Here is a 24,444-nt window from a genome sequence, read left to right as displayed (position 1 = left end):
AAGAGTTGTTTTTTTGGTATATTTATTTAGATAGAAATAGATTTTAAAATAAATTATATTTCTGTTATGACATGTACATAAGACTTATTATCTTTGTCAAAATTGAAAATTAGAATATCGTTATGTTTGAATTTGATCAGTATCTTGGCTTTTTAGCATTTTTAACTATCCTTACTATTGGTTTTTGGTTAATGATCTTTTTATTAACTTTTGTAATACCATATTGGATTATAGGTGCAAACCTTGAGAATTTTAAAATGAGAAGAGAAGCTAAGCGCAAGGCAAAACAGGCATAGCTGATTTAAAATATATTAAAAAAGGAAGTCATTTGACTTCCTTTTTTTGTTTCATTACCTCGGTTATAATATATCTTTTACGATTTCAGGCGGCCTTCCTATTACCGCTTTGTTGTTTTTAATAACAATCGGTCTTTCAATTAGTATAGGATTTTCGACCATTATTTTAATCAGTTCATTATCATCTATATCTTTTCCCTTAAAATTTTCTTTCCATACAGCTTCATTCTTTCGTATTAATGCTATAGGAGAAATATCCAGAAGCGTAACTATTTCAGTTAATTCTTTTTCTGAAGGTGGAGTTTCGAGATATTTAATGATGTTGAACTCTTCTTTTTGTTCTTCAAGTATCGCAAGAGTTTCTCTAGACTTTCGACATCTTGGGTTGTGATAAATAGTTGTCATGATATTCCAGTATTATTTTAATCTTCATTTTTTTGACCCATCATCATAAGATAGGCTTTAAGGAACTGATCAATATTTCCATCCATAACAGCATCAACATTACCAGTTTCTTCTGCTGTTCTTACATCTTTAACCAGTTTGTATGGGTGCATCACATAATTACGTATTTGAGAGCCCCATTCGATCTTCATTTTAGAAGCTTCAATTTCATCTCGCTGTGCTCTTTGTTTTTGAAGCTCAATTTCAAATAATTGAGATTTAAGCATTTGCAACGCCTTTTCGCGGTTATCATGTTGCGATCTTGAGTCAGAGCAAGAAATTTGAATTCCAGTAGGGAAGTGAGTAAGTTGTACTTTAGTTTCTACTTTGTTTACATTTTGCCCACCGGCTCCACTTGATCGAGAGGTGATGATTTCGTAATCTGAAGGATTAATATCAATCTCAATACTATCATCAGCCAAGGGGTATACATAAATAGAAGCAAAAGAGGTATGACGTTTTGCGTTACTATCAAATGGAGATATACGAACCAATCGATGCACTCCATTTTCACCTTTGAGCCAACCAAAGGCATAGTCACCTTCGATCTCTAAAGTTACCGTTTTGATACCAGCAACATCACCATCTTGATAGTTAAGTTCTTTAACTTTGTAACCTTGTTTTTCGGCCCACATTAGATACATACGCATCAACATACTTGCCCAATCACAGCTTTCTGTACCACCAGCTCCAGCAGTAATTTGTAGTACTGCACTCATGCTATCACCTTCGTCACTAAGCATATTTTTGAATTCCAGATCTTCAATTAATGATTTGGATTCTTCGAAACGTTCAGAAACTTCTGCTTCTGTAGCATCACCTTCTTTATAGAATTCAAAAAGAACCTCGAGATCATCAACTAACGATTCTCCTTTTTCGTAGTCAGCAACCCATTTCTTTTGAGCATTAAGAGCTCTCATTAGTTTTTCAGCTTCTTGGGCATTATCCCAAAAATCAGGGGCGTATGTTTTTTCTTCTTCGTTTGCTATTTCTATGAGTTTGGCATCAATGTCAAAGATACCTCCTTAACGCAACCAGGCGCTCTCTAAGATCTTGTAAAGTCTCAGTGTTGATCATAATCGAATTGTTTATGGCAAAAATAGGATTTAACACTTCAGTAAGAAACATTTTTTCGATTATTTTATAGCTTTAAAAATTTTGTAAATGCTTTCACATAAATCATTATTTATGAAACAATTCTTTCTTTCTATCTTTCTGATAGTTACAGGGGCTATATCAGGCCAATTTTTAGAACAGTATAAAAACCTAACACCGTATAATGGTTTTTTTAATTTTCATTATAACGGGGAAAAAGATGAAATATACTTAGAAGTTGATCAACTGAATACGGAGTTTTTATATGTTCATTCTTTAACAACAGGATTGGGATCTAATGATATAGGTCTCGATAGGGGGCAAATTGGAGATGGCGTGATAGTGAAGTTTCAAAAAGCAGGAAACAAATTATTATTAGTGCAACCCAATCAGCGTTATCGAGCAATAACGGATAATGTACTAGAGAAGAAAAGTGTTGAACAGGCATTTGCAAAGTCAGTTTTGTTTGGTTTTCCTATTAAGGAAGAAAAATCGGGTACCTATATAATTGACCTTACCCCATTTTTGATGCAGGATGCTCATAATGTGATTGAGTGGTTGAAATCTCAAAAAGAAGGTGTTTATGCTGTTGATAAAGAAAAAAGTGCATTAAGTCTTGAACGTACAAAAGCTTTTCCGAAGAATATAGAATTTGAAGCGTTGATTACATACAAAGGAGTTGCAAAAGGAGAAAATATAAGGTCTGTGGCTCCAAATTCTAAGTTTTTGACAGTTATTCAACATCATTCTTTTGTGAAATTACCCGACCAGGGGTATAAAAAAAGAGTGTTTGATCCACGAAGTGGTGCTATATCTATTTCATATATGGATTATGCCACTCCAATTCAAGAATCAATTACGAAACGATATATTATTAGACACCGATTAGAGAAAAAATTTCCCGATCAAAATGTTAGTGAAGCAAAAGAACCCATTATTTATTACTTGGATCCTGGTACTCCTGAACCTGTGAGATCTGCTCTACTGGATGGTGCCCGTTGGTGGAATCAGGCTTATGAAGCAATTGGTTTTAAAGATGCATTCCAGGTTAAGATATTACCCGAAGATGCCGATCCTATGGATTTAAGATATAATGTGATACAATGGGTACATCGATCTACGAGAGGGTGGAGTTATGGTGCCAGTGTTGTAGATCCAAGAACGGGAGAAATACTAAAAGGACATGTAAGTCTTGGTAGTTTACGTATTCGACAAGATTTTTTAATTGCTCAGGCTTTATTAAATCAACCATTTAAGGATAGTGATGATAATTATCAACCCATGTTAGAAATGGCTTTAGCTCGTATTCGACAATTATCAGCACATGAAGTTGGACACACTTTGGGTTTTGCACATAATTTTGCAGCGAGTAGAAATAACAGAGCATCTGTGATGGACTATCCACACCCCAAAGTATCTCTTAAAGATGGAAATATTGATCTGTCTAATGCCTATGATACCAAGATAGGAGATTGGGATAAGGTAACCGTTGCGTATAGTTACTCTGAGTTCGATAAAAAAGTAAATGAAGCTGAAGAACTCAATAAAATTTTGAATAATGCATATCAATCAGGACTACGATTTATTTCGGATAGTGATGCCAGACCAATTGGAGGTGCCCATGAATTAGCACATCTTTGGGATAATGGAAAAAGTGCTTCCGACGAATTAGAGAATATATTACAGGTTAGAAAAACTGCAATACGCAATTTTTCTGTTGATAATATCAAAAGTAATGAGCCATACTCGGTTTTAGAAGATGTCTTTGTTCCTCTTTATTTCTTTCATAGGTATCAAACCGAAGCTGCTGTAAAACTTATCGCAGGATTAAATTATAATTATGCTGTAAAAGGAGATAATCAGATTGTAGTCGAAAGAGTGGATGCAAAAAAACAGAAAAATGCGTTAGCGCAAGTGTTAAAAACATTATCACCAGAAGTTTTATCAATTCCGGTAGATAAATTGGAGTTGTTTCCTCCTAGGGCATTTCAGTATAATAGAACAAGAGAGTCTTTTAAGAGTAAAACGGGGGTTGGTTTTGATCCCCTAAGTGTGGCTTCAACAGCAAGTGATATGAGTTTATCTCTTTTATTGCACCCCGAAAGAGCCTCACGATTGGTACAACAAAAAGGCATGGATCAAAATCAACTAGGGTTGTCAGAAACTTTGGATCAATTAATTGAATTAACGTTTAAAACTAAATCAAATACTAATTATGATAAAGAAATCCAGTATACTGTAGCTTCAAATGTGATAAAGCACCTTATGAAGTTGAGTAGAGATAAGAATGCTTATCCCCAGGTTAATGCAATAGCATATTCAAAAATAGTTGGTTTATTAAAAGTGCTAAAAGGAAAAAGTGAAGATGTATTGGATAGAATGTATAATGATTATTATGTGAAACAGATTAACGACTTTTTAGATAAACCCGAAAATTTTAAAATAGTACCTTCGCCTAAAATTCCTGATGGTTCTCCGATTGGGAGCTTTAGATGTAATTTTTAAAAGTTTTTCAAAATTAGGATACATGAAAATAGATCTTAGAAGCGATACGATTACCAAACCAACACCTGAAATGCTTCATGCAATGATGAATGCAGAAGTAGGAGATGATGTATATAAAGAAGACCCAACAGTAAATGAATTAGAACGTAGAATTGCTGAGATGTTTGGTATGGATGATGCATTGTTTTTCCCTTCGGGTAGTATGGCAAATCAAGCAGCGATAAAACTGCATACACAATTAGGAGAACAACTGATTGCAGATAAATATGCGCATGTGTATAATTATGAAGGTGGAGGAGTGTCTTTTAATAGTGGAGTGTCATGTAAGTTAATTGATGGTTATAGAGGTATGATAACGGCTTCCCAAGTAGAAGAATCTATTAATCCTCCGGATTTTTATCACAGTCCTTTAACCAGTTTGGTTTGCATAGAAAACACAACTAATAAGGGTGGAGGGGCTTGCTATGATTTTGAAGAGATAAAAAAAATCAAAGAGGTGTGTGTCGCTCATAATCTTGGTTATCATTTGGACGGGGCAAGATTGTGGAATGCTTTGGTGGTTAAGCAAGAAGACCCTAAACAATACGGAGAGATCTTTGATACAATCTCGGTATGCCTGAGTAAAGGTTTGGGAGCTCCTGTCGGATCAGTTTTAATAGGCAATAAGGATATTATGGAAAAAGCTATCAGAATTCGTAAAGTTTTGGGAGGAGGGATGAGACAAATTGGTTATATGGCTGCCGCAGGATTGTATGCATTGGATAATCATATTAATAGATTATCAGAAGATCATCAAAGAGCTAAAGAAATTGGAGAAGTATTACAAAAACTATCCTTTGTAACACATGTTGAACCTATAGATACCAATATCATTATATTTAACATTGATAGTGATGAAAATGAATTTATTGCTAAAATGGCTGCAAAGAACATTCATTTTTATGGAATGGGACAAGGTAAATTAAGGTTTGTCACCCATTTAGATTATACTAAAGATATGCACGCGCATTTTTTAGAAGTGCTATCCTCTATAAAACTAAATAAAGCTGTTCTATAATCATTGAACAGCTTTATTTGGTTTTATAAATAAACTTAACACTTAAAATTTTAGACCTCTTTAGTATCAGCTCCGGGTGCATTTTCTTTTACAGAGTTTATTCCGTTTTCCATTCCTGATTCTGAAGAATACATCTGGCTACTTCCGATTACTTGGCCATTGCCAGCCTTAAGATTGAAATAGAATTTACCATTTTTTGCTGTTTTACGCTCATATCTTCCATCTTCTGGAGAATTTTTCTTTACAGAGGCAATACCATTTTCTGCAGCTGATTTGCTATTATATACTTCACTACTAAGGATTACTTGTCCGTTTTTTGCTTTTAATGTGAAGTGAAAACTTGACCCTTCCTTGTTTTTGAGTTCAAACATACTATTTGATTTTAGTTAATTTTTTAGCTTTTGTTAAAATTATAGAATTAAATGCAAAAAGAAAAATGTAAAAACAACGAAGCGTATTTTTTTAACCACAAATATGATTCTGAAACAATCAATATTACTTAAACATGTCTAATCCGGGAATGTTTGGCATTCCTTCCTTTGCAACAGCTGCTAATTCGGATTCTTGTATTTGTGTAGCTTTAGCAATAGCTTTATTGATTGTTAAGATTAAATAATCTTCAAGCTGTTCTTTGTCTTCTAATAATGCATCGTCAATAGATATACCAGTTATTTTTCTATTTGCGGTTATTGTAACCTTTAAAAAGTTGTCTGTACTGCTTTCGTCAATTAAAACAGAGTCCATTCTTTTCTTCGTTTCTTCAACTTTTTTTTGGGTTTCTTTTAGTTTACCCATCATTCCCATCATATCTCCAAACATGTATGCGTTTTTTAAAAATTATAAAAACAAAATTAGTATTTTGGCCTTAAATAGCCTAAGAGAATTACTATGAAATGGTTCAGAAAAGCCAAAAACAGTAATATTATGGTTAGATAATAATCAATAGATAAATTTATTATAAATAGATGAAAACTTCATACATTATATTTTTATTATCACTTACTTTTGCAACTTCATGTAAAAATAACAAAATGACGACATTGGATACCAAAATAGCGGCGCCTGTTGCCGATAAAAAGCCAACAAACCTTGAAAAACATGATGATGTTCGTGTGGATAATTATTTTTGGTTAAATGAAAGAGAAAACCCTGAAGTGATTGATTACCTCGAGCGGGAGAATGATTATAATGATAGAATGACAGCGCATACCAAAGATTTTCAGGCAGATCTTTTTGAAGAAATGAAGGGACGTATTAAAGAAGACGATTCTTCGGTTCCATATAAGCTTAACGGGTATTGGTATATCACGCGATATGAAAAAGGGAAGGATTATCCGATATATTCTAGAAAAAAGGAAACACTGGATGCCAAAGAAGAAATTTTATTTGATTGTAATGAAGAGGCAAAAGGACATAGTTATTTTAGAATGGTAGGGCTAAACATAAGTCCAGATAATACGCATATTGCATTTGGAGTTGATACAGTTAGTAGACGTAAATACACCATTAGAATCAAGAATTTAATTACAGGAGAGCTATATCCCGATATTATAGAAACTACATCAGGAGGCAGTACTTGGGCAGCAGATGGTAAAACACTGTTTTATACAAAGAAAGATGATGAAACACTAAGATCAGATAGGATATTTAGACATATTCTTGGTAATGATTCGGCCGAAGATGTAGAGGTGTATAATGAAACGGATGACACTTTTAATACGTTTGTTTATAAGACAAAATCAAAAAAATATATTGTTATTGGTTCAAGTAGCACATTAACCTCAGAATACAGAATTTTGCGAGCAGATGATCCGATGGGAGAGTTCACAGTTTTTCAACCAAGAACACGAGGACTTGAATACGACATTGCACATTACGGGCAAAATTTTTATGTGCTTACTAATGCAGATGGTGCTACTAATTTTAAAATAGTAAAGGTTCCTGAAGAAAACACAAAAAAAGAAAATTGGGAAGACTTAATATCACATAGAGATACCGTATTGGTTGAAGATATTGAAATTTTTAAAGATCATTATGTAATTAGTGAGCGAAGTAATGGGCTTAATAGAATTAATATTAAAAGATGGGATGGGACTGCAGATTATTATTTGCCTTTTGATAATGAAACGTATACAGCTTTTGTGAGTACTAACCCTGATTTTGAAACAAATGTGCTGAGATATTCATACAATTCTCTTACAACGCCTAATTCGGTTATTGATTTTGATATGGATACCAAAGAGAAAGAAATTAAAAAAGAACAAGAGGTTCTGGGGGGTAAATTTGATAAGAATGAGTATACATCTGAAAGGGTATGGGCCACGGCTCAAGATGGAACAAAAATTCCAGTGTCTATGGTGTATAAAAAAGGAATAGAAAAAAATGGCAAAAATCCATTGTTGCAATATGGTTATGGATCGTATGGTTCTACCATAGACCCATATTTTTCTACAGTACGATTAAGTTTGTTGGATAGAGGGTTTATTTTTGCCATTGCTCATGTTAGAGGAAGCGAATATTTAGGAAGATCTTGGTACGAAGATGGAAAACTTTTAAAGAAGAAAAATACATTTACCGATTTTATAGATTGTTCTAAATTTTTAATTGAACAAGGATATACTTCTTCAGATCATTTATATGCAATGGGAGGCTCTGCAGGAGGATTGTTAATGGGAGCAATTGTTAATATGGCTCCAGAGTTGTATAATGGAGTAGTAGCTGCGGTTCCATTTGTTGATGTAGTTACCACAATGCTAGATGATAGTATACCTTTAACAACTGGTGAGTATGATGAGTGGGGTAATCCAAATGAAGAAAAGTATTATCAATACATGAAATCATATTCTCCTTACGATAATGTTACAGCCCAAAAATATCCAAATATGCTAGTAACCACAGGGTTACATGATTCACAAGTACAATATTGGGAACCAGCAAAATGGGTGGCTAAGTTAAGAGAATTGAAGACTGATGATCATTTATTATTGCTACATACCAATATGAAAGCAGGTCATGGAGGTGCTTCAGGAAGGTTCGAAGCCTTAAAAGAAATAGCTGAAGAATATGCGTTTTTATTAGATTTAGAAGATATCAAAGATTAATTAAAAAAAATAGTGTAACTTCGTACCGTTTTTTGAAACAGGTCTAGTGGAACCCCCATTACATTTCACAAGCCTGTTAAAACACAACTATATGAGAGAAAATATACAGGCTTATAATAATGTTTTAGAACTTATAGGTAATACTCCACTTGTAAAACTGAACAAAATTATGAACGGCTTTCCTGGGAATTACTATGCTAAAATAGAATCCTTCAACCCAGGGCACTCTACAAAAGATAGAATTGCACTTTACATAATAGAACAAGCTGAAAAAAAAGGTATTCTTAAACCAGGTGATACTATTATAGAAACCACCAGTGGTAATACTGGATTTAGCCTTGCGATGGTAAGTGTTATTAAAGGATATGACTGTATTTTAGCAGTTAGCTCTAAATCATCTAAGGATAAAATAGCGATGCTCAAAAATATGGGAGCAAAAGTTTATGTTTGTCCAGCTCATGTTAGTGCAGATGACCCAAGATCATATTACCAGGTGGCTAAACGTTTACATGAAGAAATAAAAGGTTCAGTTTATATAAATCAATATTTTAATGAATTGAATATTGATGCTCATTTTAATTCAACTGGCCCTGAAATTTGGGATCAGACTAATGGACATCTTACACATTTTGTTGCTTGTTGTGGAACGGGTGGTACCATATCGGGTACGGCCAGATACCTCAAAGAGAAAAACAAAGACATTAGAGTTTTGGGTATAGATGCTTATGGTTCTGTGTTAAAGAAATATCATGAAACCAAAGAGTTTGATAGAGATGAAATATATCCATACCGCATTGAAGGATTGGGTAAAAACCTAATTCCTACTGCAACAGACTTTGAAGCAATTGATAAGTTTGAAAAAGTAAATGATGAAGATAGTGCACATACTGCTAGAGAGTTAGCGAGAACAGAAGGTTTGTTTCTTGGATACACTAGTGGAGCTGCGCTTCAAGGAATCAAGCAACTAGCAGCACAGGGAGAATTTGATGAAAATAGTAATGTAATTGTAATCCTGCCGGATCATGGCTCAAGATATATGAGTAAGGTATTTAGTGATGATTGGATGATGGAACAAGGCTTTTTTGATAGCCAACATGAAGCTGATGCTACTAAAGTTCAGTTCATTAAATAAAACATAAGAAATTGAAAGATAAAATGCATTTGATCAACGATCAAATGCATTTTTTTATAATATCTTTTAAATCTAAATACAAGAAAACAGCAAATAAACTTGTGTTTGGTTTGTTTTTAATCATTAAATTAACAAAAAACATTAATATATTTGGTTGTTTGAGAGTACTGAGATGATGATTTGTTAAAATGAAACTTTGTAAAAGTGAATTAGAATATAATTATGCCATCAAATCAATTTTCCGTATTTTCGCACACTTATAAGAAACAAATTTTTGATAGATGAGAGATTTATTTGATAAAATTTATAAAGACAAAGGACCATTAGGAAAATGGGCAGATCAGGCAGAGGGATATTTTGTTTTTCCAAAATTAGAAGGGCCTATATCAAATAGAATGAAGTTTCAAGGAAGAGAAGTAATCACTTGGAGTATTAATGATTATTTGGGGTTAGCCAATAAAGCAGAAGTTCGCAAGGTTGATGCAGAAGCAGCAGCAAATTATGGATCGGCTTACCCAATGGGAGCAAGGATGATGAGTGGTCATACAGATTTACATGAACAGCTTCAGAATGAACTTGCAGAGTTTGTTGATAAAGAAGCAGCTTATCTATTAAACTTTGGTTATCAAGGAATGGTGTCTACCATTGATGCATTGGTAAGTAAAGATGATATTATAGTATATGATGTAGATGCACATGCATGTATAATTGATGGAGTACGACTACATCAAGGAAAAAGATATACATATCGTCATAATGATATCGAGAGTATTGAAAAAAATCTAATGCGTGCTACTAAAATGGCCGAAAAAACAGGAGGAGGAATTTTATTAATCTCTGAAGGTGTTTTTGGAATGAGAGGCGAGCAAGGAAGATTAAAAGAAATAGTAGCTTTAAAAGAAAAATATAACTTCAGGCTTTTTGTAGATGATGCTCATGGATTTGGAACATTAGGAGCAACCGGAGCAGGAACAGGAGAGGAGCAAGGTGTGCAAGACCAGATAGATGTATATTTTGCGACTTTTGCGAAATCTATGGCTAGTACAGGAGCTTTTATAGCTGCAGATCAAGAAATTATAGATTATCTTAAATATAATTTACGTTCTCAGATGTTTGCGAAATCATTGCAAATGCAATTAGTAGTAGGTGCTTTGAAGCGTTTGGATATGCTTAGAACCATGCCAGAACTTAAAGCTAAACTATGGGAGAATGTAAATGCATTGCAAAATGGATTAAGAGATAGAGGTTTTGATCTTGGTACTACGCAAAGCTGTGTAACGCCGGTTTATTTAAAAGGGAGTATTCCTGAAGCCATGGCATTAGTTAAAGATCTTAGAGAAAATCATGGTATTTTCTGTTCTATTGTGGTGTACCCAGTTATTCCTAAAGGATTAATATTATTACGATTAATTCCTACGGCATCGCATACAATGAAAGATATAGAAGAAACACTAGTTGCATTTTCGGCAATACGTGAACGATTAGAGAGTGGTATTTATAAACGTATGTCGGCTGCTGTAGCTGCTGCAATGGGTGAATAAGTATAAATAATATCACTTAATGATATAAAAAAATCCGCTATATTTTATAGCGGATTTTTTTATGTAGACTCTCTTTTTTTCTTATAAATGAATTACTTCGTCATAAGCATCTGCCACAGCTTCCATAACGGCTTCACTCATTGTTGGATGAGGGTGAATTGCTTTTAAAACTTCATGACCTGTAGTTTCTAATTTTCTACCTAGAACTGCTTCTGCAATCATATCTGTAACTCCGGCACCGATCATATGGCAACCTAACCATTCTCCATATTTAGCATCAAATATAACTTTTACAAAGCCATCTTTAGTTCCAGCTGCACTAGCTTTACCAGAAGCAGAGAATGGAAATTTACCTACTTTAATGTCGTAACCCGCTTCTTTAGCTTGTTTTTCCGTCATTCCGACACTAGCAATCTCAGGAGAAGCATATGTACAACCAGGGATGTTGCCATAATCTATGGCTTCTACATGCATACCTGCGATTTTTTCAACACAAGTGATTCCTTCTGCTGAAGCAACATGTGCTAAAGCAGGTCCTGCAACTACATCTCCAATAGCATAAACGCCAGGTATATTGGTTTGATACCAATCATTGACTACGATTTTATCTCTATCGGTAGCTATTCCTAATTCCTCTAATCCTATATTCTCTATGTTGGTCTTAATTCCTACGGCAGATAAAACGATATCGGCTTCAAGAACTTCTTCTCCTTTTTTGGTTTTTACTGTGGCCTTTAAAACATCACCACTAGTATCTACACTTTCAACAGAAGAATTCGTCATTACTTTAATTCCAGCCTTTTTGAAATTACGTTCAAACTGTTTAGAAACTTCTTCATCTTCTAAAGGAACAAGGTTTGGTAAAAATTCTACAATAGTAACTTCTGTACCCATTGCATTGTAAAAATGAGCAAATTCAACACCAATCGCACCAGATCCCACTACAATCATTTTCTTGGGTTGAGATTTTAGTGTCATTGCTTCTCTATATCCTATCACTTTTTTACCATCTTGTGGCAGGTTTGGTAGCTCTCTTGATCTAGCTCCGGTGGCAATGATAATATGCTTTGCTTCATAATCAGTAGCTTTACCGTCTTTATCAGTAACAGTAACCTTATTATTGGCTTTCAATTTCCCGAAACCTTCTATAACATCTATTTTATTCTTTTTCATTAAGAATTGCACACCTTTGCTCATTCCATCTGCAACACCTCGGCTACGCTTTACAACGGCATCGAAGTCTTTGTCAAATTTTTCAACCGTAAGCCCAAAGTCTGAAGCATGTTTAAGATATTCAAATACCTGAGCACTTTTTAATAGTGCTTTGGTTGGGATACATCCCCAATTTAAACATACACCGCCTAAGCTTTCTTTTTCTACTACTGCAGTTTTAAATCCTAATTGTGAAGCTCTAATTGCGGTAACATAACCGCCAGGACCACTTCCTAAAACAATGATATCATATGTGCTCATAAATGTCGATTTTTTTGAAGTCACGAATTTAAGGATAATTCGGCTAACCTGAAAAGGAATTAAGTATTCGCTAAGAATAAGAGTGAAGCTAAATGCTATAATAAAAAAACACCATCACAAGGATGGTGTTAAATTTTTATTGTAATGGTAGTATTACCTCTGAAATCAAACGATTAATTGAATTCTAATTGTAATGCACTTTGAACTGCATTAAAATCATTAAAATTGATATTTGAACTGGATGCAACTTCTGCAGGCACAATCACAATTCTAAATACTTGATTCTCTGTTAAATTTGCAGGTACAAGATCCAAATTATTACTTTCCATAATAATATCTATATCCCCTACAGTAAAATTAAATCTATATTGTACAGATGTATCTGCTGCATCATTCAAGAAAAGAGTAACTGTAGGCAAGGGCTCCCATACTTTAAGATTATCAATAACGTCTTCTAAGCGGTATACTAAAATTACGTCATTTGGTGCTATATTGGGATTTAACGGGATTCTTTCAAGAAACTCATTTGCAGCATTAAAGCTAATTGTTCTCTCGAAAGCTTCACCAATTAAACCTGGTTCGCCTTGCGGTCCTGGAGGTCCTTGATCTCCTTCACAAGAAGAGAATAAAACGATAGATATACTAAGTAAAAAAAGAATCTTTTTCATAAATATTAATTATTTGTTGTGAATTTATTTTTTGTCAAAATCTATGCTTACCGAGTTTACACAATATCGTTGACCTGTTTGTGTTGGACCATCATTAAATACATGACCTAAATGACTACCACAATTGGAGCATAATATCTCAGTTCTGATCATGCCATGGGATGTATCTTTAATATATTCAACGTTACCGTCTATTGATTCATCAAAACTAGGCCAACCACAACCAGAATCAAATTTGGTACTACTTTTAAATAAAGGAGTGTCACATGCCATACAAGTATATGTTCCTTCTTCAAAATGCATATTATACTCGCCTGTAAATGGTCTTTCTGTTCCTTTTTGTCTAAGTACCCTATATTGCTCTTCGCTAAGCTGAGATTTCCACTCTGCTTCAGATTTTTGTATTGGATATTTACTCATTTTTTGATTTTTTAGGTACAAAGACTAATGCATCTCCATTGATACAATGCCTCATTCCGGTTGTTTCTCTTGGTCCGTCATTAAATATATGTCCCAAATGACCGCCGCATGTATTGCATAATAGTTCGGTACGAGCGTAACCTAGTTTATGATCTACATCCTTTTCAATATTTCCTTCTACAGCTCGATCAAAACTAGGCCAGCCAGTACCACTATCAAACTTATATTTACTTTCATATAACGGGGTGTTACATGCTGCGCAATGAAATGTTCCTGAAGCATATAATTTGTTTAGCGGACTTGAAAAAGGTCTTTCGGTTCCTGCTTGCCTAAGGATGTAATACTGATCTGATGTCAGAATTTTTTTCCATTCGGCATTGGTTTTAGAAACGGCATAGGCTTTATTTTGCTTTTTTGTTTCTTGTTGAGCAACACCTGTACAACTAATGACTAAAGCTCCAATAATTAAAATGATAAACTGTTTCATACGTTTAGAATATTTGTTTCTATATATAGTCGTACAAATTTCTAATGAATAACACATCAAGAATTATTCCAAAATAAATTTTACAATTTTAGAAATAACCTCTTCATTACCCAAGATTTTGCGATGACCCAATTGTTCTGTAAATAATAACTCTCCATTTTCTAATTCTTTTGCTATTTCATTAGCAGAACTGTAATGTACGTCAACATCATTTTTGTCGTGCACTACCAAGGTAGGTATTTTTACTCCTTTGGCAGATACAGCGCCCGAGTAATTGTTAAGATCTTCGCCATATCTTTTATCAAAATAGGATTTTAAAAGTGTAGCTACTTTTGGCCCAAGTTGAAGATTATTCGCAAAGTTTTTAGTAACAGCTGTTATACTATTAGCAGTACCAATGATTACTAATTTTTTTATTTTCAAACCAAACTTAGTTGTTCTAAGTAAAGACATACCACCAAGAGAATGGCCTACAGCGGCTTCAAAAGGGCCATGGGTCTTCTCTAAATGATAAATAACTTCAAGAAAATGAGGTAAAATTGTTCTTTTTCCGGGAGATTTACCATGAGCAGGAGCGTCAAAACTAACGGTACTATATCCTTTTGCTAATAATTGATCGGCTATTTTTGAAAGTTGGGTGCCACTGCCAGACCATCCATGTACTAGTAATATTTTCTTATCTGATTGCCCATATTCATATACCATTATCTCACGGTTAATTTTTTTTATACGTATACGTGTTTTTTTACTTTTCTCGAACATTGGTTTTTCGCGCTCAGGCATTTCATAACTAAATGGAGTCAAAAACATTCTTGCGGCAAACCTTGATGCAAGAAGAGGAGATATCCAATTTAGTATTTTCCCGGTGCGCAGTATAGATTTAGGAACTAAAAGTGCTTGAATTGGAATTGAATCTTTATCCTTTTTATTCATTGGTTTGAGTTAGGATTTCAAGCTTCAAAATTAAGATAACACTAGGTTTTTAATCAAGGAATTATGAATAATTAACATTTTAATTCGATCAAGAAAAAAAATATATTTCGCCAATTGTTTCGTATAACCTCTTAAAGTGTTTAATTTTGTAGCTTATTTTTAATAAAACCTAATGGGAGCATTACCCACTGAAATAGAAAAAAAAGAACAAAAAGTTTTATACGACTACCAGCAAAGAGATATCGATAAGATATTTAGTCGCTTGGAAGAATTTCCTTCAAAGTATAATCTTCTCTATCAACTACCAACAGGGGGTGGTAAGACTGTAATTTTTTCTGAAATCGTAAGACGATATATAGAAGCTACTAAGAAAAAAGTGGTTGTGCTTACTCACCGAATAGAACTTTGCGGTCAAACTTCTAAGATGCTCACCGAATTTCGGGTAAAGAATAAAATCATCAATAGTGCAGTTAAAGAACTTTATGACCAAGGCGAGTATATGTGTTTCGTTGCTATGGTAGAGACCTTAAACAATAGGCTTAATGATGATAAACTCGAACTGCATGATATAGGAATGGTTATAATAGATGAGGCACATTATAATTCATTTAGAAAGCTTTTTAGGTTCTTTAAAAACTGCTTTATTCTTGGTGTTACAGCAACTCCGCTTAGCTCAAATATGAAGCTTCCTATGAAGGACAATTATAATGAGCTTATTGTGGGAGATACTATAGACTCCTTAATTAAAAGTGGGTTTTTGGCAAAGCCTGTAACCTATACTTATGATGTTGGTTTGGGATCGCTAAAGATTGGTATGAATGGAGATTATACCGTTAAATCTTCTGAAGAGTTGTATACCAATATGATGATGCAGGATAAATTGTTGCATGCATATGAGGAACGATCAAAAGGAAAGAAAACACTGATTTTTAATAATGGTATTAATACATCTGTTTATGTGTATGATACTTTTAAAAAGGCGGGGTATCCCATTCGCCATTTAGATAATACGAATAGTAAACAGGAAAGAGAAGATATCTTAAAATGGTTTAAGGAGACTAATGATGCAATATTAACTTCAGTTAGTATCTTGACCACAGGTTTTGATGAGCCTACAGTAGAAAGTATTATCCTTAATAGAGCAACAAAGTCGCTTACGTTATATTTCCAGATGATTGGTAGGGGGTCTCGTGTGTTACCAACAAAACCAGAATTCTCGATTATTGACTTAGGAAATAATACAGCCAGATTTGGTTTGTGGAATGCTGAGATGGATTGGCAATCTATATTTAGATCTCCGGATTTTTATTATGATAGTTTGGTTGGAGATGAGGAGATTGAAAGAAATTTTAAATACGTACTTCCAGATGATATCAGAAAAGAGTTTGCCAAGTCAACTGATATAGAATTTGACATTGAAGAGGAATACGCAAAAACGAAAAAATATAACCTTAGAAGTCTTACCGTTCTAGAAAAGTCTATAGAACAACACGCCAAAATGTGTGTTGAAAATAGTGAAGATGTTTTTGATGCAAGAATTCTTAGCAAATTACTAGATCAAGATATAGAATATCGTGTACGTAGGTACTCGTATTGCATTAGTAAAAGCACTAAAAACTATAGAGATTGGTTAGAAGAAGATTATAAACGAAAATTAAGATCTAAAATTAATCAACTTTTTATGGATGATTAATTATCTTTTTACGATTAGTTTTCCGGTATTTTTACCAAAGAAAAGCATATTGAGTGCCTTAGGTAAATTTTCAAAACCATGAACAATCGTTTCTTTATATTTTAGGGATTCGTCTTTAACCCAAGGGGTCATTTCTTTGAGCATTTCATCCATTCGGTCATTATAATCACGAGCCAAAACTCCTTGTATTGTAGCTCTCTTATATAGCATTTTATGTAAAAACCTAGGGCCTAATTCTGGATCATCTAATCCACCAGAATATTGCGAAATCTGACCACAAATGATAATTCTGGCTCTAAGATTAATAACTTCAAAAATTGCGTCAGTTATATATCCTCCTACATTATCATAATAGATATCAATCCCTTCTGGGCAAACTCTTGAAAGTACATTTTTCATAGCTAAAGCAGAAGAGTGCTTTTTATAATTAATTACAGCATCCAGGTTAAGTGTTTCTCTGAGGTATTTCGTTTTTTCATCAGATCCGGCGATACCAACTACCTTACATCCTTTTATTTTAGCAATTTGAGCCACAACTTGGCCTACTGCACCCGATGCACCAGAAACGACTACAGTTTCGCCTTGTTTAGGTTTTCCGGCTTCAATAAGTCCAAAATAAGCAATCCTGGCGGGCATGCCCAAAACACCTAATGCCGTGGTAACAGGAACCTCTCTTGGATCTAATTTGCGAAGGCTACTTATATCTGCAATTGCATATTCTTGCCATCCCGTATATGATAACACCCAATCTCCTTCATTTAAATCACTTTGTATATCATTTATTGCAATGATTTTGCCAACGACAGCACCACCTTGTATAGTATTAAGAGGATGAGGCTCCTCCCAGGTATCTTTGCTCGATTGCTGGATACGCATATACGGATCAACACTAAAGAACTCTGAGTGTATTATCGCTTGCCCAGGCCGTAATTGTGCGGTGTTAATTGTACTTTCATTTAGAGTGTAATGGCTATCATCGACTAATTTCTCAGGTCTTTTGGTGTATATCCATTGTTTGTTTTTGAATTCGGTCATGTACTTGCTTTTATAATTTGATGTTTTCTTTATTTAAAGCCAGATCAACTGCACTTTCAGCATGTATTTTGGTGGTATCAAATACAGGGATGTCTACATCTTCCGGTTTAATTAATAAAGGCAATTCTGTACAGCCTAATATTACTCCCTCAGTACCTTGTTGTTTAAGATCGGTTATAATTCTCTTTAGCTCTTGCTTAGAATGTTCATTAATGTCTCCAAGTACTAGTTCTTTATAAATAATGTTGTGCGTGATTTCTCTGTCTTTCTTGTTAGGAATTATAGTTTTGATACCGAGGTCATTTAAAATATTCTTAAAAAAATCTTTTTCCATTGTGAACTTTGTTCCAAGAAGTGCTACTTTACTTGCTCCTTGAGACTTAATTTTGGCACCAGTTGCTTCTGCGATATGCAAAAAAGGGATAGAGGTATTATTGATAATTTCGGTACTACAAAGATGCATTGTATTAGTGCAAAGTATAATTAGATCTGCTCCTGCATTTTCTAGTTGTTTGGCAGATTTTACCATTAGTCCATTCAGCTCATCCCAATTATTATCCCGTTGTAACTTTTCAATTTTAGAAAAATCAACCGAATTTAATATGCATTGAGCGGAATGAAATCCTCCAAGCCGTTTTTTTACATGTTTATTAATAAGTTCGTAATATACTGCCGATGATTCCCAGCTCATTCCTCCAATTAGACCGATTGTTTTCATCATAATGCTATTAATTAGATATAGATTTCTCCTGTTAGATATAATACTGAGTAGCCACTAAGAAAAACCCGATCTCCTTCCAGTTTACAATCTAGTTCGCCTCCTCTTTGCGATAATTGAAGGGCTTTGAGGCTGTTTTTATTTAATTCTTTTGCCCAAAATGGTACTAGAGATGCGTGTGCAGATCCAGTAACGGGGTCTTCAGGAAGTACTTTTGCATTAGCATCAAAAACACGAGATACAAAATCAGAATTATTTCCTTTAGCAGTTATAATAGTACAAAGATAGGGTAGATCTTTTAGCACTTCGAGATTTGGGTTTTCGGCAAGTACTTCTTCTTCAGAAGAAAGTGTAATTACCAAATCTCGGGCTGCATAGGCACCCAAAGGCTTTGCTTTTAGAGCCTGAAACACTTCTTTTGGAATTTCAATTTCCTTAGGAGGTCTTGATGGAAAATCAAGAGTAATCGATCCATTATCTTCTTTTTTTGCTTTCAGAATTCCACTTTTTGAAGAAAATGCTACTTCTTGTATTGATGTATCTATATAGTTAAAAATTACATAGGCTGAAGCTAAGGTGGCATGACCACATAAATCAATTTCGGCATGTGGCATAAACCACCTAATTTCATATACGCTTTCATTTTTTACAAAATATCCAGTTTCTGCTAAGTTATTTTCTATCGCAATATTTTGTAAGGTAGTATCATCTAACCAATGGGGGAGATGGCAAATGGCAGCCGGATTGCCTCCAAATAATGTTTTGGTAAAGGCATCAATTTGGTACATTTTAATTTTCATGCTAATATTTTTTTAAGATTTGACCTGTATTATTTTCGGTTAATGATTTTTGATACATAGCTATAGCATCATCAATAGGAATCGGAAAGTATCCTGCGAACTTTTTATCCTCTGGGAAGTCTCCGGCAATAGCCCCAGGTGCGACGACATTTAAACGAATGTTTCGCTCTAATTCGTTAGAGGCTGCATTAACAAAACTATGTAAGGCACCATTTACTAAAGATAATGCAACTGCGCCGGGTTCATAATGTTCTGCAAGAATTCCAGTAGTGAGTGTTATTGAGCCATTATCATTCAAATACTCTTTTGCAATATTCACGAGATTTACTTGTCCCATAAGTTTGCTTTTAATTCCAATGTAATAATCCTCTTCTGTAAGATCATATAACGGTTTCCATGAAGCAGTACCCGCAGCATTAATTATAGCATCAAGTTTGGGAAGTTTTTCTAATAATTCTCTAATAGAGTTTTTGTCCGTTATATCTACAGGATAAGAGCTGCTATTTCTGTGAGCCCCATAAACCGTTGTATATTCTTTTTTAAGGCTTTCATAAACGGCTTTGCCGATAGTACCTGTGGCACCAATAACTAATATTTTCATAATTATATATTTAATTTTATAAATATGTATTAATAATTTTTTTTAAAGTCTTTGACGTATAGTGTCTAAATAATTTTTGATTACTTCTTCATTTCGTTTGAAATACGTCCATTTTCCATGCCGGGTAGTGATCAATAAATCAGCTTTATGCATTCCTGATAAATAATGTGAAATTGTGGGTTGCGAAAGCCCTGATTTATCTTTGATGTGTTGGCCGCATACGCCATCATTAAAATGCCCTAATTCTTTATGAGGCGGAAAATTTGTCTCAGGATCTTTAAGCCATTTAAGAATATCCAAACGCGTAGCATTTGATAACGCCTTAGTAATTTCTAGTATTTTTTTATCAGTCATAAACAAATATACATATTTAATTTTATAAATATGTTTTTGTACGGATTTTAACAATACATATAAGAAGGAATTTTCTCTCAAAACAAATATTTTATCTATTGTTATTTACGGAAAACCGTAATATTAACTTAATTTTTGACATTTTGTCGATATTTAACATAATTAAACTTGTTTATGTTAATTTAATAATTAATTTCGGCTCCGATTAAAATATGTCCAACTTAAATATTAAAAAATGAAAAGAAGTAAATTTTTATCACTTTGTATTGCCGGAATATTAACAGCTTCGCTTTTTGTTTCTTGTGAAACTGATAATTCTAATGAGGAAGAAATATCTGCAAATGAAATCTCAAAAGATGTTTTAATAAAATTAGAGAAAGCCCATTTTAGTACAGAAAATGCCAAAATGATTAATTTCATGGGGGAACAAGGTGTTGCTGTAGAAGATATGTTTTTTACTTTTGACCAAATTGATGAATTATCACAGGGTATTTCAGGGCCTTTGCAAAAGCAATATCGTACTACTAATTTGGTTACTGGGCTTCCAAGACTTATCAAAGTTAGCGTAGACCCGGCTTTAGGTAACCTTGGTTCTGATGCATTAGATGCTATGATAAGTATGTATAATGCAGAAAATTTACAATTAACGTTTGAACGTACTACTTTTGGATTAAAAGGAAAGAAAAAAGCTGATATCGAAGTAACAGAATTTTATGAATTGGAATCTGGAGGATTTATTACTTTGGGTAGAGCTGCTGGATTTCCAACAAGAAAAGGAGATCCTGCTAAAGGATTTGGGATCAATAGTAGATGGTTTGAATTGCTTAACCCTTCTCTGGCAGAGGTTACAGGTACAATGGCTCATGAAGTAGGACATTGTATTGGTTTTCGTCATACAGATTATATGACAAGAGAAAGTTGTGGGCAAAATGTTAATGAAGGTAATGCTGGAGTAGGAGCTATCCATATCACTGGTACACCAACAATCTCTGACGCTACCTCTTTAATGCAAGCTTGTGGTCCTGCTGATTCGTTTAATAATAATGACAAAATAGCCTTAGATGTATTATATTAAAAACTTTTAATTTATTTTGTTGATATTCAAAAGCTACTTTAGGGTAGCTTTTTTTGATTTTACCCTTTTATTTATTTCAAATACCTATTTTATAGTGTTATGATGTAACAAAATCAATCTCCATTCGTCTGAATAGTATAAGCACGTATAAGTTGCTTATGCAAAGTTTAGTTTTACGATACATAAAAGCACTTATCCTGTTAGTTAATGGGGTAGGTGCTTTTTCTTTTGGTTTTGTATTAGAATAGAAAAAATATCTGTATTCTTGTGTACTATGAAAATTATTCAGGATATAGATACTAAAAGATTGGCTGTAAAATTAAGGCCATCTGCAGAAAAAATGGTGAAGCGCGGACATCCATGGATTTTTGAAGATAGTATAGTGAAGCAAAATTCTGAGGCTGGAGTCGGTGATTTGGTTATTATTTATGATACGAAGAAGAATAATTTTCTTGCTTGTGGACTATATGATCCATATTCTCCTATTAGTATTAAGCTAATTCAGTTTCAAAAACCGGCTCAGATTAATGAAACATGGTTTACTTCAAAAATAAATGAAGCCTATGCCATTAGAAAACCTCTTCTTGAAACAAACACAAACAGCTATCGATTACTTTTTGGTGAAAATGATAGTCTTCCTGGTTTTATTGCAGATATATATGACAATGTCCTGGTAATTAAGCTGTATTCTCATATTTGGTTTCCTTATCTTAATTGGATTGTACCGCATTTGATAACCGTTACGGGTTGTAATACTGCTGTGCTTCGGTTAAGCAGGTTATTACAATCTAAAGGGGATACATATGATTTGTATGATGGAAAAACGATATATGGCACATTAGCCAATGAGGTTGTGGTATTTAAAGAACATGGAGTTTTATTTTCTGCAAATGTAATTAAAGGGCATAAGACTGGTTATTTTCTGGATCATAGACATAACCGGAAACGAGTAGGGGAGCTGTCTGAAAACAAAAGTGTGTTAGATGTTTTTTCATATGCTGGTGGATTTTCTGTTCATGCACTATATGGCGGCGCAAAAGAAGTGATCAGTCTTGATATTAGTAAACATGCGTTACAAATGGCTAGAGAAAATGCCGAACTAAATCGGTATAGCGGTAGGCATACCATTATGGTGGCCGATGCTTTTGAAGGGCTACAAAACTTAATTAATGAAAAACGACGTTTTGATATTGTAGTAATTGACCCGCCTAGTTTTGCAAAGCGAGAGAGTGAGATCTCTAAAGCCAAAAAGGGATATGAAAAATTAGCAAAACTTGGGGCTCAATTAGTATCCTCAAATGGGATTTTGATATTAGCTTCTTGTTCATCTCGTGTATTAGCTGATGAATTTTTCAGAATTTCTGAAGAAAGTATTATGTCTACCGGAAGAACTTTTGAAATAGTGGAAAAAACATATCATGATATAGATCATCCAATTACTTTTCCTGAGGGAGCTTATCTAAAATGCGGGTACTTTAAAATGAAATAAAAAAGCAGCCATATTTAGACTGCTTTTTGTATTAAAAATCACATTTTTTAGTGCCTTCCGTATACATGTACTTTTGCTTTTTTTTGAGATAAGTTTTTTGTGTCGTAAAAGAATGTTATGTCTCGTATAATTCTTTTACCACCTTTTAAATCAATTATTCTAGTTGCGCTCCTGCGCGAAAAGTTATGCCTTAATTTAATCACATCTTTTTGCCCATTTCCGTAATGAACCACCATTCTGTGCATATTAAGTGCTCCTCCCGTAACTTTGACTTTTAATTTTTTGAATCCACCTTCTTTGGCGGTCACTTTGATAACATCTTTATCTAACCTATAATTTACTACTCTAGAACCTAGATGATCCCATCTGTAATTAATAGTGGTAGCAGTAAAACTGCTTCCTAGAAAAAGTATAACTAATAATAATGATACGACTGTTGATCTTTGGAGTATGATATTCTTCATAATATTTCAATTTTATAATGATGTATATCTCTAAGACTTAAGAAGTATAAAAAGGTTTAATTAAATCAATAAAAAAAGGGATGAAAACTGTAATGTTTCATCCCCATTCTTTAATAAAAGAGAATAATATATTAAGTTAGTTAGCCGATAGCATTGCAAAAAACTTATCCATATTTGGCAGTAAAACGATTTTCGTACGCCTGTTTATTGCCATGTTTTCATCTGAACTGTTCTCAACAAGAGGTTTGTAGCTACTTCTACCAGAAGCAATTAATTTTTCTGGAGCAACATTATATTTGTTTTGTAGTTTTCTTACAATAGAAGTGGCTCTCTTAACACTTAGATCCCAGTTATCCTGTACAACAGCATTGCTTATTGTTCTTGGGTCTGTATGACCTTCAACCATAACTTCTATACTCGGTTCAGAGTTTATAACGTTAGCTAATTTTTGTAAAATTCCGTTTGCTTTATCACTCACTCTATAACTTGCCGTTTTGAATAACATTTTGTCAGAAATAGAGATCATAACAACAGTATTATCTATATTAATAGATATGTCTTCATCATCTTTTAAGCTATCATCTAATGAACTTTTTAAGTTGTGAGAAACTGCCAGATTCATAGAATCTTTTAATGTCTTAGCATTCTGTAACTTATTAGGGTCTACTTTTGTAAGTGTCTCCCTCATTTTTTCTTTGCTATTGTTTGAAATCGCTACAATATCATCTACCATAACCATTTTTTCATTGCTTTCATCTCTTAAAGAGTTTATTTTTGCATTGTAATCAGCTACTCTAGCTTCAATTTTTGCAAATTTATCCTCTAATTCATCTTTTTCTACTGCGGTTCTTTGCAGTGTGCTACGTGTATCTTGCAATTCTTGTTCTAAAGCAACATACTTTTTTTTCGAAACGCATGATGTCATTATAATACCTGACAGTGCGATTAGTGTGAATGATTTTTTCATGGTTATCTAATTAATATTTCTGTTATTGTAACTATTTGGAATTTCTTTTATTGTTACTCAAAATATTAATCTTTTCATATGAATATCTTAAAAAAT

Annotated in this window: 25 protein-coding genes; 9 read left to right on the top strand and 16 right to left on the bottom strand. The window is 33.7% G+C overall.

Annotated elements, in window-relative coordinates; translation table 11 throughout:
• The first annotated feature begins 122 nt into the window (after positions 1-122).
• Positions 123-296 (top strand): hypothetical protein, encoded by a 174-nt coding sequence (locus tag JJQ60_RS20170; RefSeq protein WP_201924301.1) that lies wholly within the window; start codon positions 123-125, stop codon positions 294-296.
• A 63-nt stretch (positions 297-359) separates the two neighbouring features.
• Here the strand turns inward: JJQ60_RS20170 and arsC are convergent, their stop codons facing one another.
• Positions 360-701, bottom strand: a complete 342-nt coding sequence (gene arsC, locus JJQ60_RS20165; protein WP_201924299.1) for an arsenate reductase (glutaredoxin) — start codon at positions 699-701, stop codon at positions 360-362.
• 17 nt (positions 702-718) lie between these two features.
• Positions 719-1,817 (bottom strand): peptide chain release factor 2 gene (gene prfB, locus JJQ60_RS20160; protein ID WP_201924297.1). Its coding sequence is split into 2 segments (ribosomal slippage): positions 719-1,753 and positions 1,755-1,817, totalling 1,098 coding nucleotides; the frame shifts between segments, so codons are not numbered across the junction.
• Positions 1,818-1,928: 111 nt separating this feature from the next.
• On the opposite strand from prfB, the gene JJQ60_RS20155 reads away from it, so the two are divergent.
• Both JJQ60_RS20155 and JJQ60_RS20150 read left to right on the top strand, forming a co-directional pair.
• Positions 1,929-4,340 (top strand): zinc-dependent metalloprotease, encoded by a 2,412-nt coding sequence (locus JJQ60_RS20155; protein ID WP_201924295.1) that lies wholly within the window; start codon positions 1,929-1,931, stop codon positions 4,338-4,340.
• Positions 4,341-4,362: 22 nt separating this feature from the next.
• Positions 4,363-5,397, top strand: a complete 1,035-nt coding sequence (locus JJQ60_RS20150; protein WP_201924293.1) for a threonine aldolase family protein — start codon at positions 4,363-4,365, stop codon at positions 5,395-5,397.
• 50 nt (positions 5,398-5,447) lie between these two features.
• Here JJQ60_RS20150 and JJQ60_RS20145 read toward each other — a convergent pair whose 3' ends face one another.
• Together JJQ60_RS20145 and JJQ60_RS20140 are read right to left on the bottom strand one after the other, a co-directional pair.
• Positions 5,448-5,768, bottom strand: a complete 321-nt coding sequence (locus JJQ60_RS20145; protein WP_201924291.1) for a YegP family protein — start codon at positions 5,766-5,768, stop codon at positions 5,448-5,450.
• A 124-nt stretch (positions 5,769-5,892) separates the two neighbouring features.
• Positions 5,893-6,216, bottom strand: a complete 324-nt coding sequence (locus JJQ60_RS20140; protein WP_201924289.1) for a YbaB/EbfC family nucleoid-associated protein — start codon at positions 6,214-6,216, stop codon at positions 5,893-5,895.
• Positions 6,217-6,362: 146 nt separating this feature from the next.
• On the opposite strand from JJQ60_RS20140, the gene JJQ60_RS20135 reads away from it, so the two are divergent.
• From JJQ60_RS20135 to JJQ60_RS20125, 3 genes are all read left to right on the top strand, one after another.
• Positions 6,363-8,498 (top strand): S9 family peptidase, encoded by a 2,136-nt coding sequence (locus JJQ60_RS20135; protein ID WP_201924287.1) that lies wholly within the window; start codon positions 6,363-6,365, stop codon positions 8,496-8,498.
• A 91-nt stretch (positions 8,499-8,589) separates the two neighbouring features.
• Positions 8,590-9,630 carry a PLP-dependent cysteine synthase family protein gene (locus JJQ60_RS20130; RefSeq protein ID WP_201924284.1) on the top strand — a complete coding sequence of 347 codons (1,041 nt, stop codon included), beginning with the start codon at positions 8,590-8,592 and terminating at the stop codon, positions 9,628-9,630.
• Positions 9,631-9,911: 281 nt separating this feature from the next.
• Entirely contained in the window at positions 9,912-11,171 is a 1,260-nt protein-coding gene (locus JJQ60_RS20125) for an aminotransferase class I/II-fold pyridoxal phosphate-dependent enzyme (protein WP_201924282.1), read from the top strand.
• A gap of 81 nt (positions 11,172-11,252) precedes the next feature.
• Here the strand turns inward: JJQ60_RS20125 and lpdA are convergent, their stop codons facing one another.
• The 5 genes from lpdA to JJQ60_RS20100 all read right to left on the bottom strand — a co-directional run bounded on the left by lpdA (position 11,253) and on the right by JJQ60_RS20100 (position 15,152).
• Positions 11,253-12,644, bottom strand: a complete 1,392-nt coding sequence (gene lpdA, locus JJQ60_RS20120) for a dihydrolipoyl dehydrogenase (protein WP_201924280.1) — start codon at positions 12,642-12,644, stop codon at positions 11,253-11,255.
• Between the two features lie 173 nt (positions 12,645-12,817).
• A complete protein-coding gene (locus JJQ60_RS20115; RefSeq protein ID WP_201924279.1) occupies positions 12,818-13,312 on the bottom strand; it encodes a hypothetical protein in 495 nt (164 codons plus the stop codon).
• Between the two features lie 24 nt (positions 13,313-13,336).
• Positions 13,337-13,732, bottom strand: a complete 396-nt coding sequence (msrB, locus tag JJQ60_RS20110) for a peptide-methionine (R)-S-oxide reductase MsrB (protein ID WP_201924278.1) — start codon at positions 13,730-13,732, stop codon at positions 13,337-13,339.
• Complete coding sequence (gene msrB, locus JJQ60_RS20105) at positions 13,725-14,219, bottom strand: peptide-methionine (R)-S-oxide reductase MsrB (protein ID WP_201924277.1); 495 nt, start codon at positions 14,217-14,219, stop codon at positions 13,725-13,727. Before msrB (JJQ60_RS20105) ends, msrB (JJQ60_RS20110) begins: the two co-directional genes overlap by 8 nt.
• Positions 14,220-14,282: 63 nt before the next feature.
• The gene (locus JJQ60_RS20100) at positions 14,283-15,152 is read right to left on the bottom strand and encodes an alpha/beta fold hydrolase (protein WP_201924276.1); all 870 of its coding nucleotides are present in this window, start codon (positions 15,150-15,152) and stop codon (positions 14,283-14,285) included.
• Positions 15,153-15,324: 172 nt separating this feature from the next.
• Here JJQ60_RS20100 and JJQ60_RS20095 point away from each other — a divergent pair, with 172 nt between their 5' ends.
• Positions 15,325-16,845: a DEAD/DEAH box helicase gene (locus JJQ60_RS20095; RefSeq protein ID WP_201924275.1), complete on the top strand. Its 1,521-nt coding sequence runs from the start codon at positions 15,325-15,327 to the stop codon at positions 16,843-16,845.
• Here the strand turns inward: JJQ60_RS20095 and JJQ60_RS20090 are convergent, their stop codons facing one another.
• The 5 genes from JJQ60_RS20090 to JJQ60_RS20070 are packed head-to-tail and all read right to left on the bottom strand — an operon-like array spanning position 16,846 to position 20,353.
• Positions 16,846-17,880, bottom strand: coding sequence for an NADP-dependent oxidoreductase (locus tag JJQ60_RS20090; RefSeq protein ID WP_201924273.1), 1,035 nt, complete (start codon positions 17,878-17,880; stop codon positions 16,846-16,848). It lies immediately after the preceding gene.
• Between the two features lie 10 nt (positions 17,881-17,890).
• Positions 17,891-18,601: an aspartate/glutamate racemase family protein gene (locus JJQ60_RS20085; RefSeq protein ID WP_236669180.1), complete on the bottom strand. Its 711-nt coding sequence runs from the start codon at positions 18,599-18,601 to the stop codon at positions 17,891-17,893.
• A gap of 11 nt (positions 18,602-18,612) precedes the next feature.
• Positions 18,613-19,398, bottom strand: a complete 786-nt coding sequence (locus JJQ60_RS20080) for a PhzF family phenazine biosynthesis protein (RefSeq protein ID WP_201924272.1) — start codon at positions 19,396-19,398, stop codon at positions 18,613-18,615.
• Position 19,399: 1 nt separating this feature from the next.
• Entirely contained in the window at positions 19,400-19,999 is a 600-nt protein-coding gene (locus tag JJQ60_RS20075) for a short chain dehydrogenase (protein ID WP_201924270.1), read from the bottom strand.
• 42 nt (positions 20,000-20,041) lie between these two features.
• On the bottom strand, positions 20,042-20,353 hold the full coding sequence (locus JJQ60_RS20070; protein ID WP_201924268.1) for an ArsR/SmtB family transcription factor: 312 nt from the start codon (positions 20,351-20,353) through the stop codon (positions 20,042-20,044).
• A 235-nt stretch (positions 20,354-20,588) separates the two neighbouring features.
• On the opposite strand from JJQ60_RS20070, the gene JJQ60_RS20065 reads away from it, so the two are divergent.
• Both JJQ60_RS20065 and JJQ60_RS20060 read left to right on the top strand, forming a co-directional pair.
• Entirely contained in the window at positions 20,589-21,428 is an 840-nt protein-coding gene (locus JJQ60_RS20065) for a M57 family metalloprotease (protein WP_201924266.1), read from the top strand.
• 274 nt (positions 21,429-21,702) lie between these two features.
• Positions 21,703-22,917 carry a class I SAM-dependent rRNA methyltransferase gene (locus tag JJQ60_RS20060; RefSeq protein WP_201924264.1) on the top strand — a complete coding sequence of 405 codons (1,215 nt, stop codon included), beginning with the start codon at positions 21,703-21,705 and terminating at the stop codon, positions 22,915-22,917.
• Between the two features lie 47 nt (positions 22,918-22,964).
• Here JJQ60_RS20060 and JJQ60_RS20055 read toward each other — a convergent pair whose 3' ends face one another.
• Entirely contained in the window at positions 22,965-23,381 is a 417-nt protein-coding gene (locus JJQ60_RS20055) for a DUF2541 family protein (protein WP_201924262.1), read from the bottom strand.
• 136 nt (positions 23,382-23,517) lie between these two features.
• Positions 23,518-24,348, bottom strand: coding sequence for an OmpA/MotB family protein (locus JJQ60_RS20050; RefSeq protein ID WP_201924260.1), 831 nt, complete (start codon positions 24,346-24,348; stop codon positions 23,518-23,520).
• Positions 24,349-24,444 lie beyond the last annotated feature (96 nt).

The organism is Aquimarina mytili (assembly GCF_016735115.1).
GTDB lineage: Bacteria > Bacteroidota > Bacteroidia > Flavobacteriales > Flavobacteriaceae > Aquimarina > Aquimarina mytili.
The sequence above is the reverse complement of the archived record's forward strand: the minus strand, read 5'-3'. Positions and strand labels throughout refer to the sequence as shown.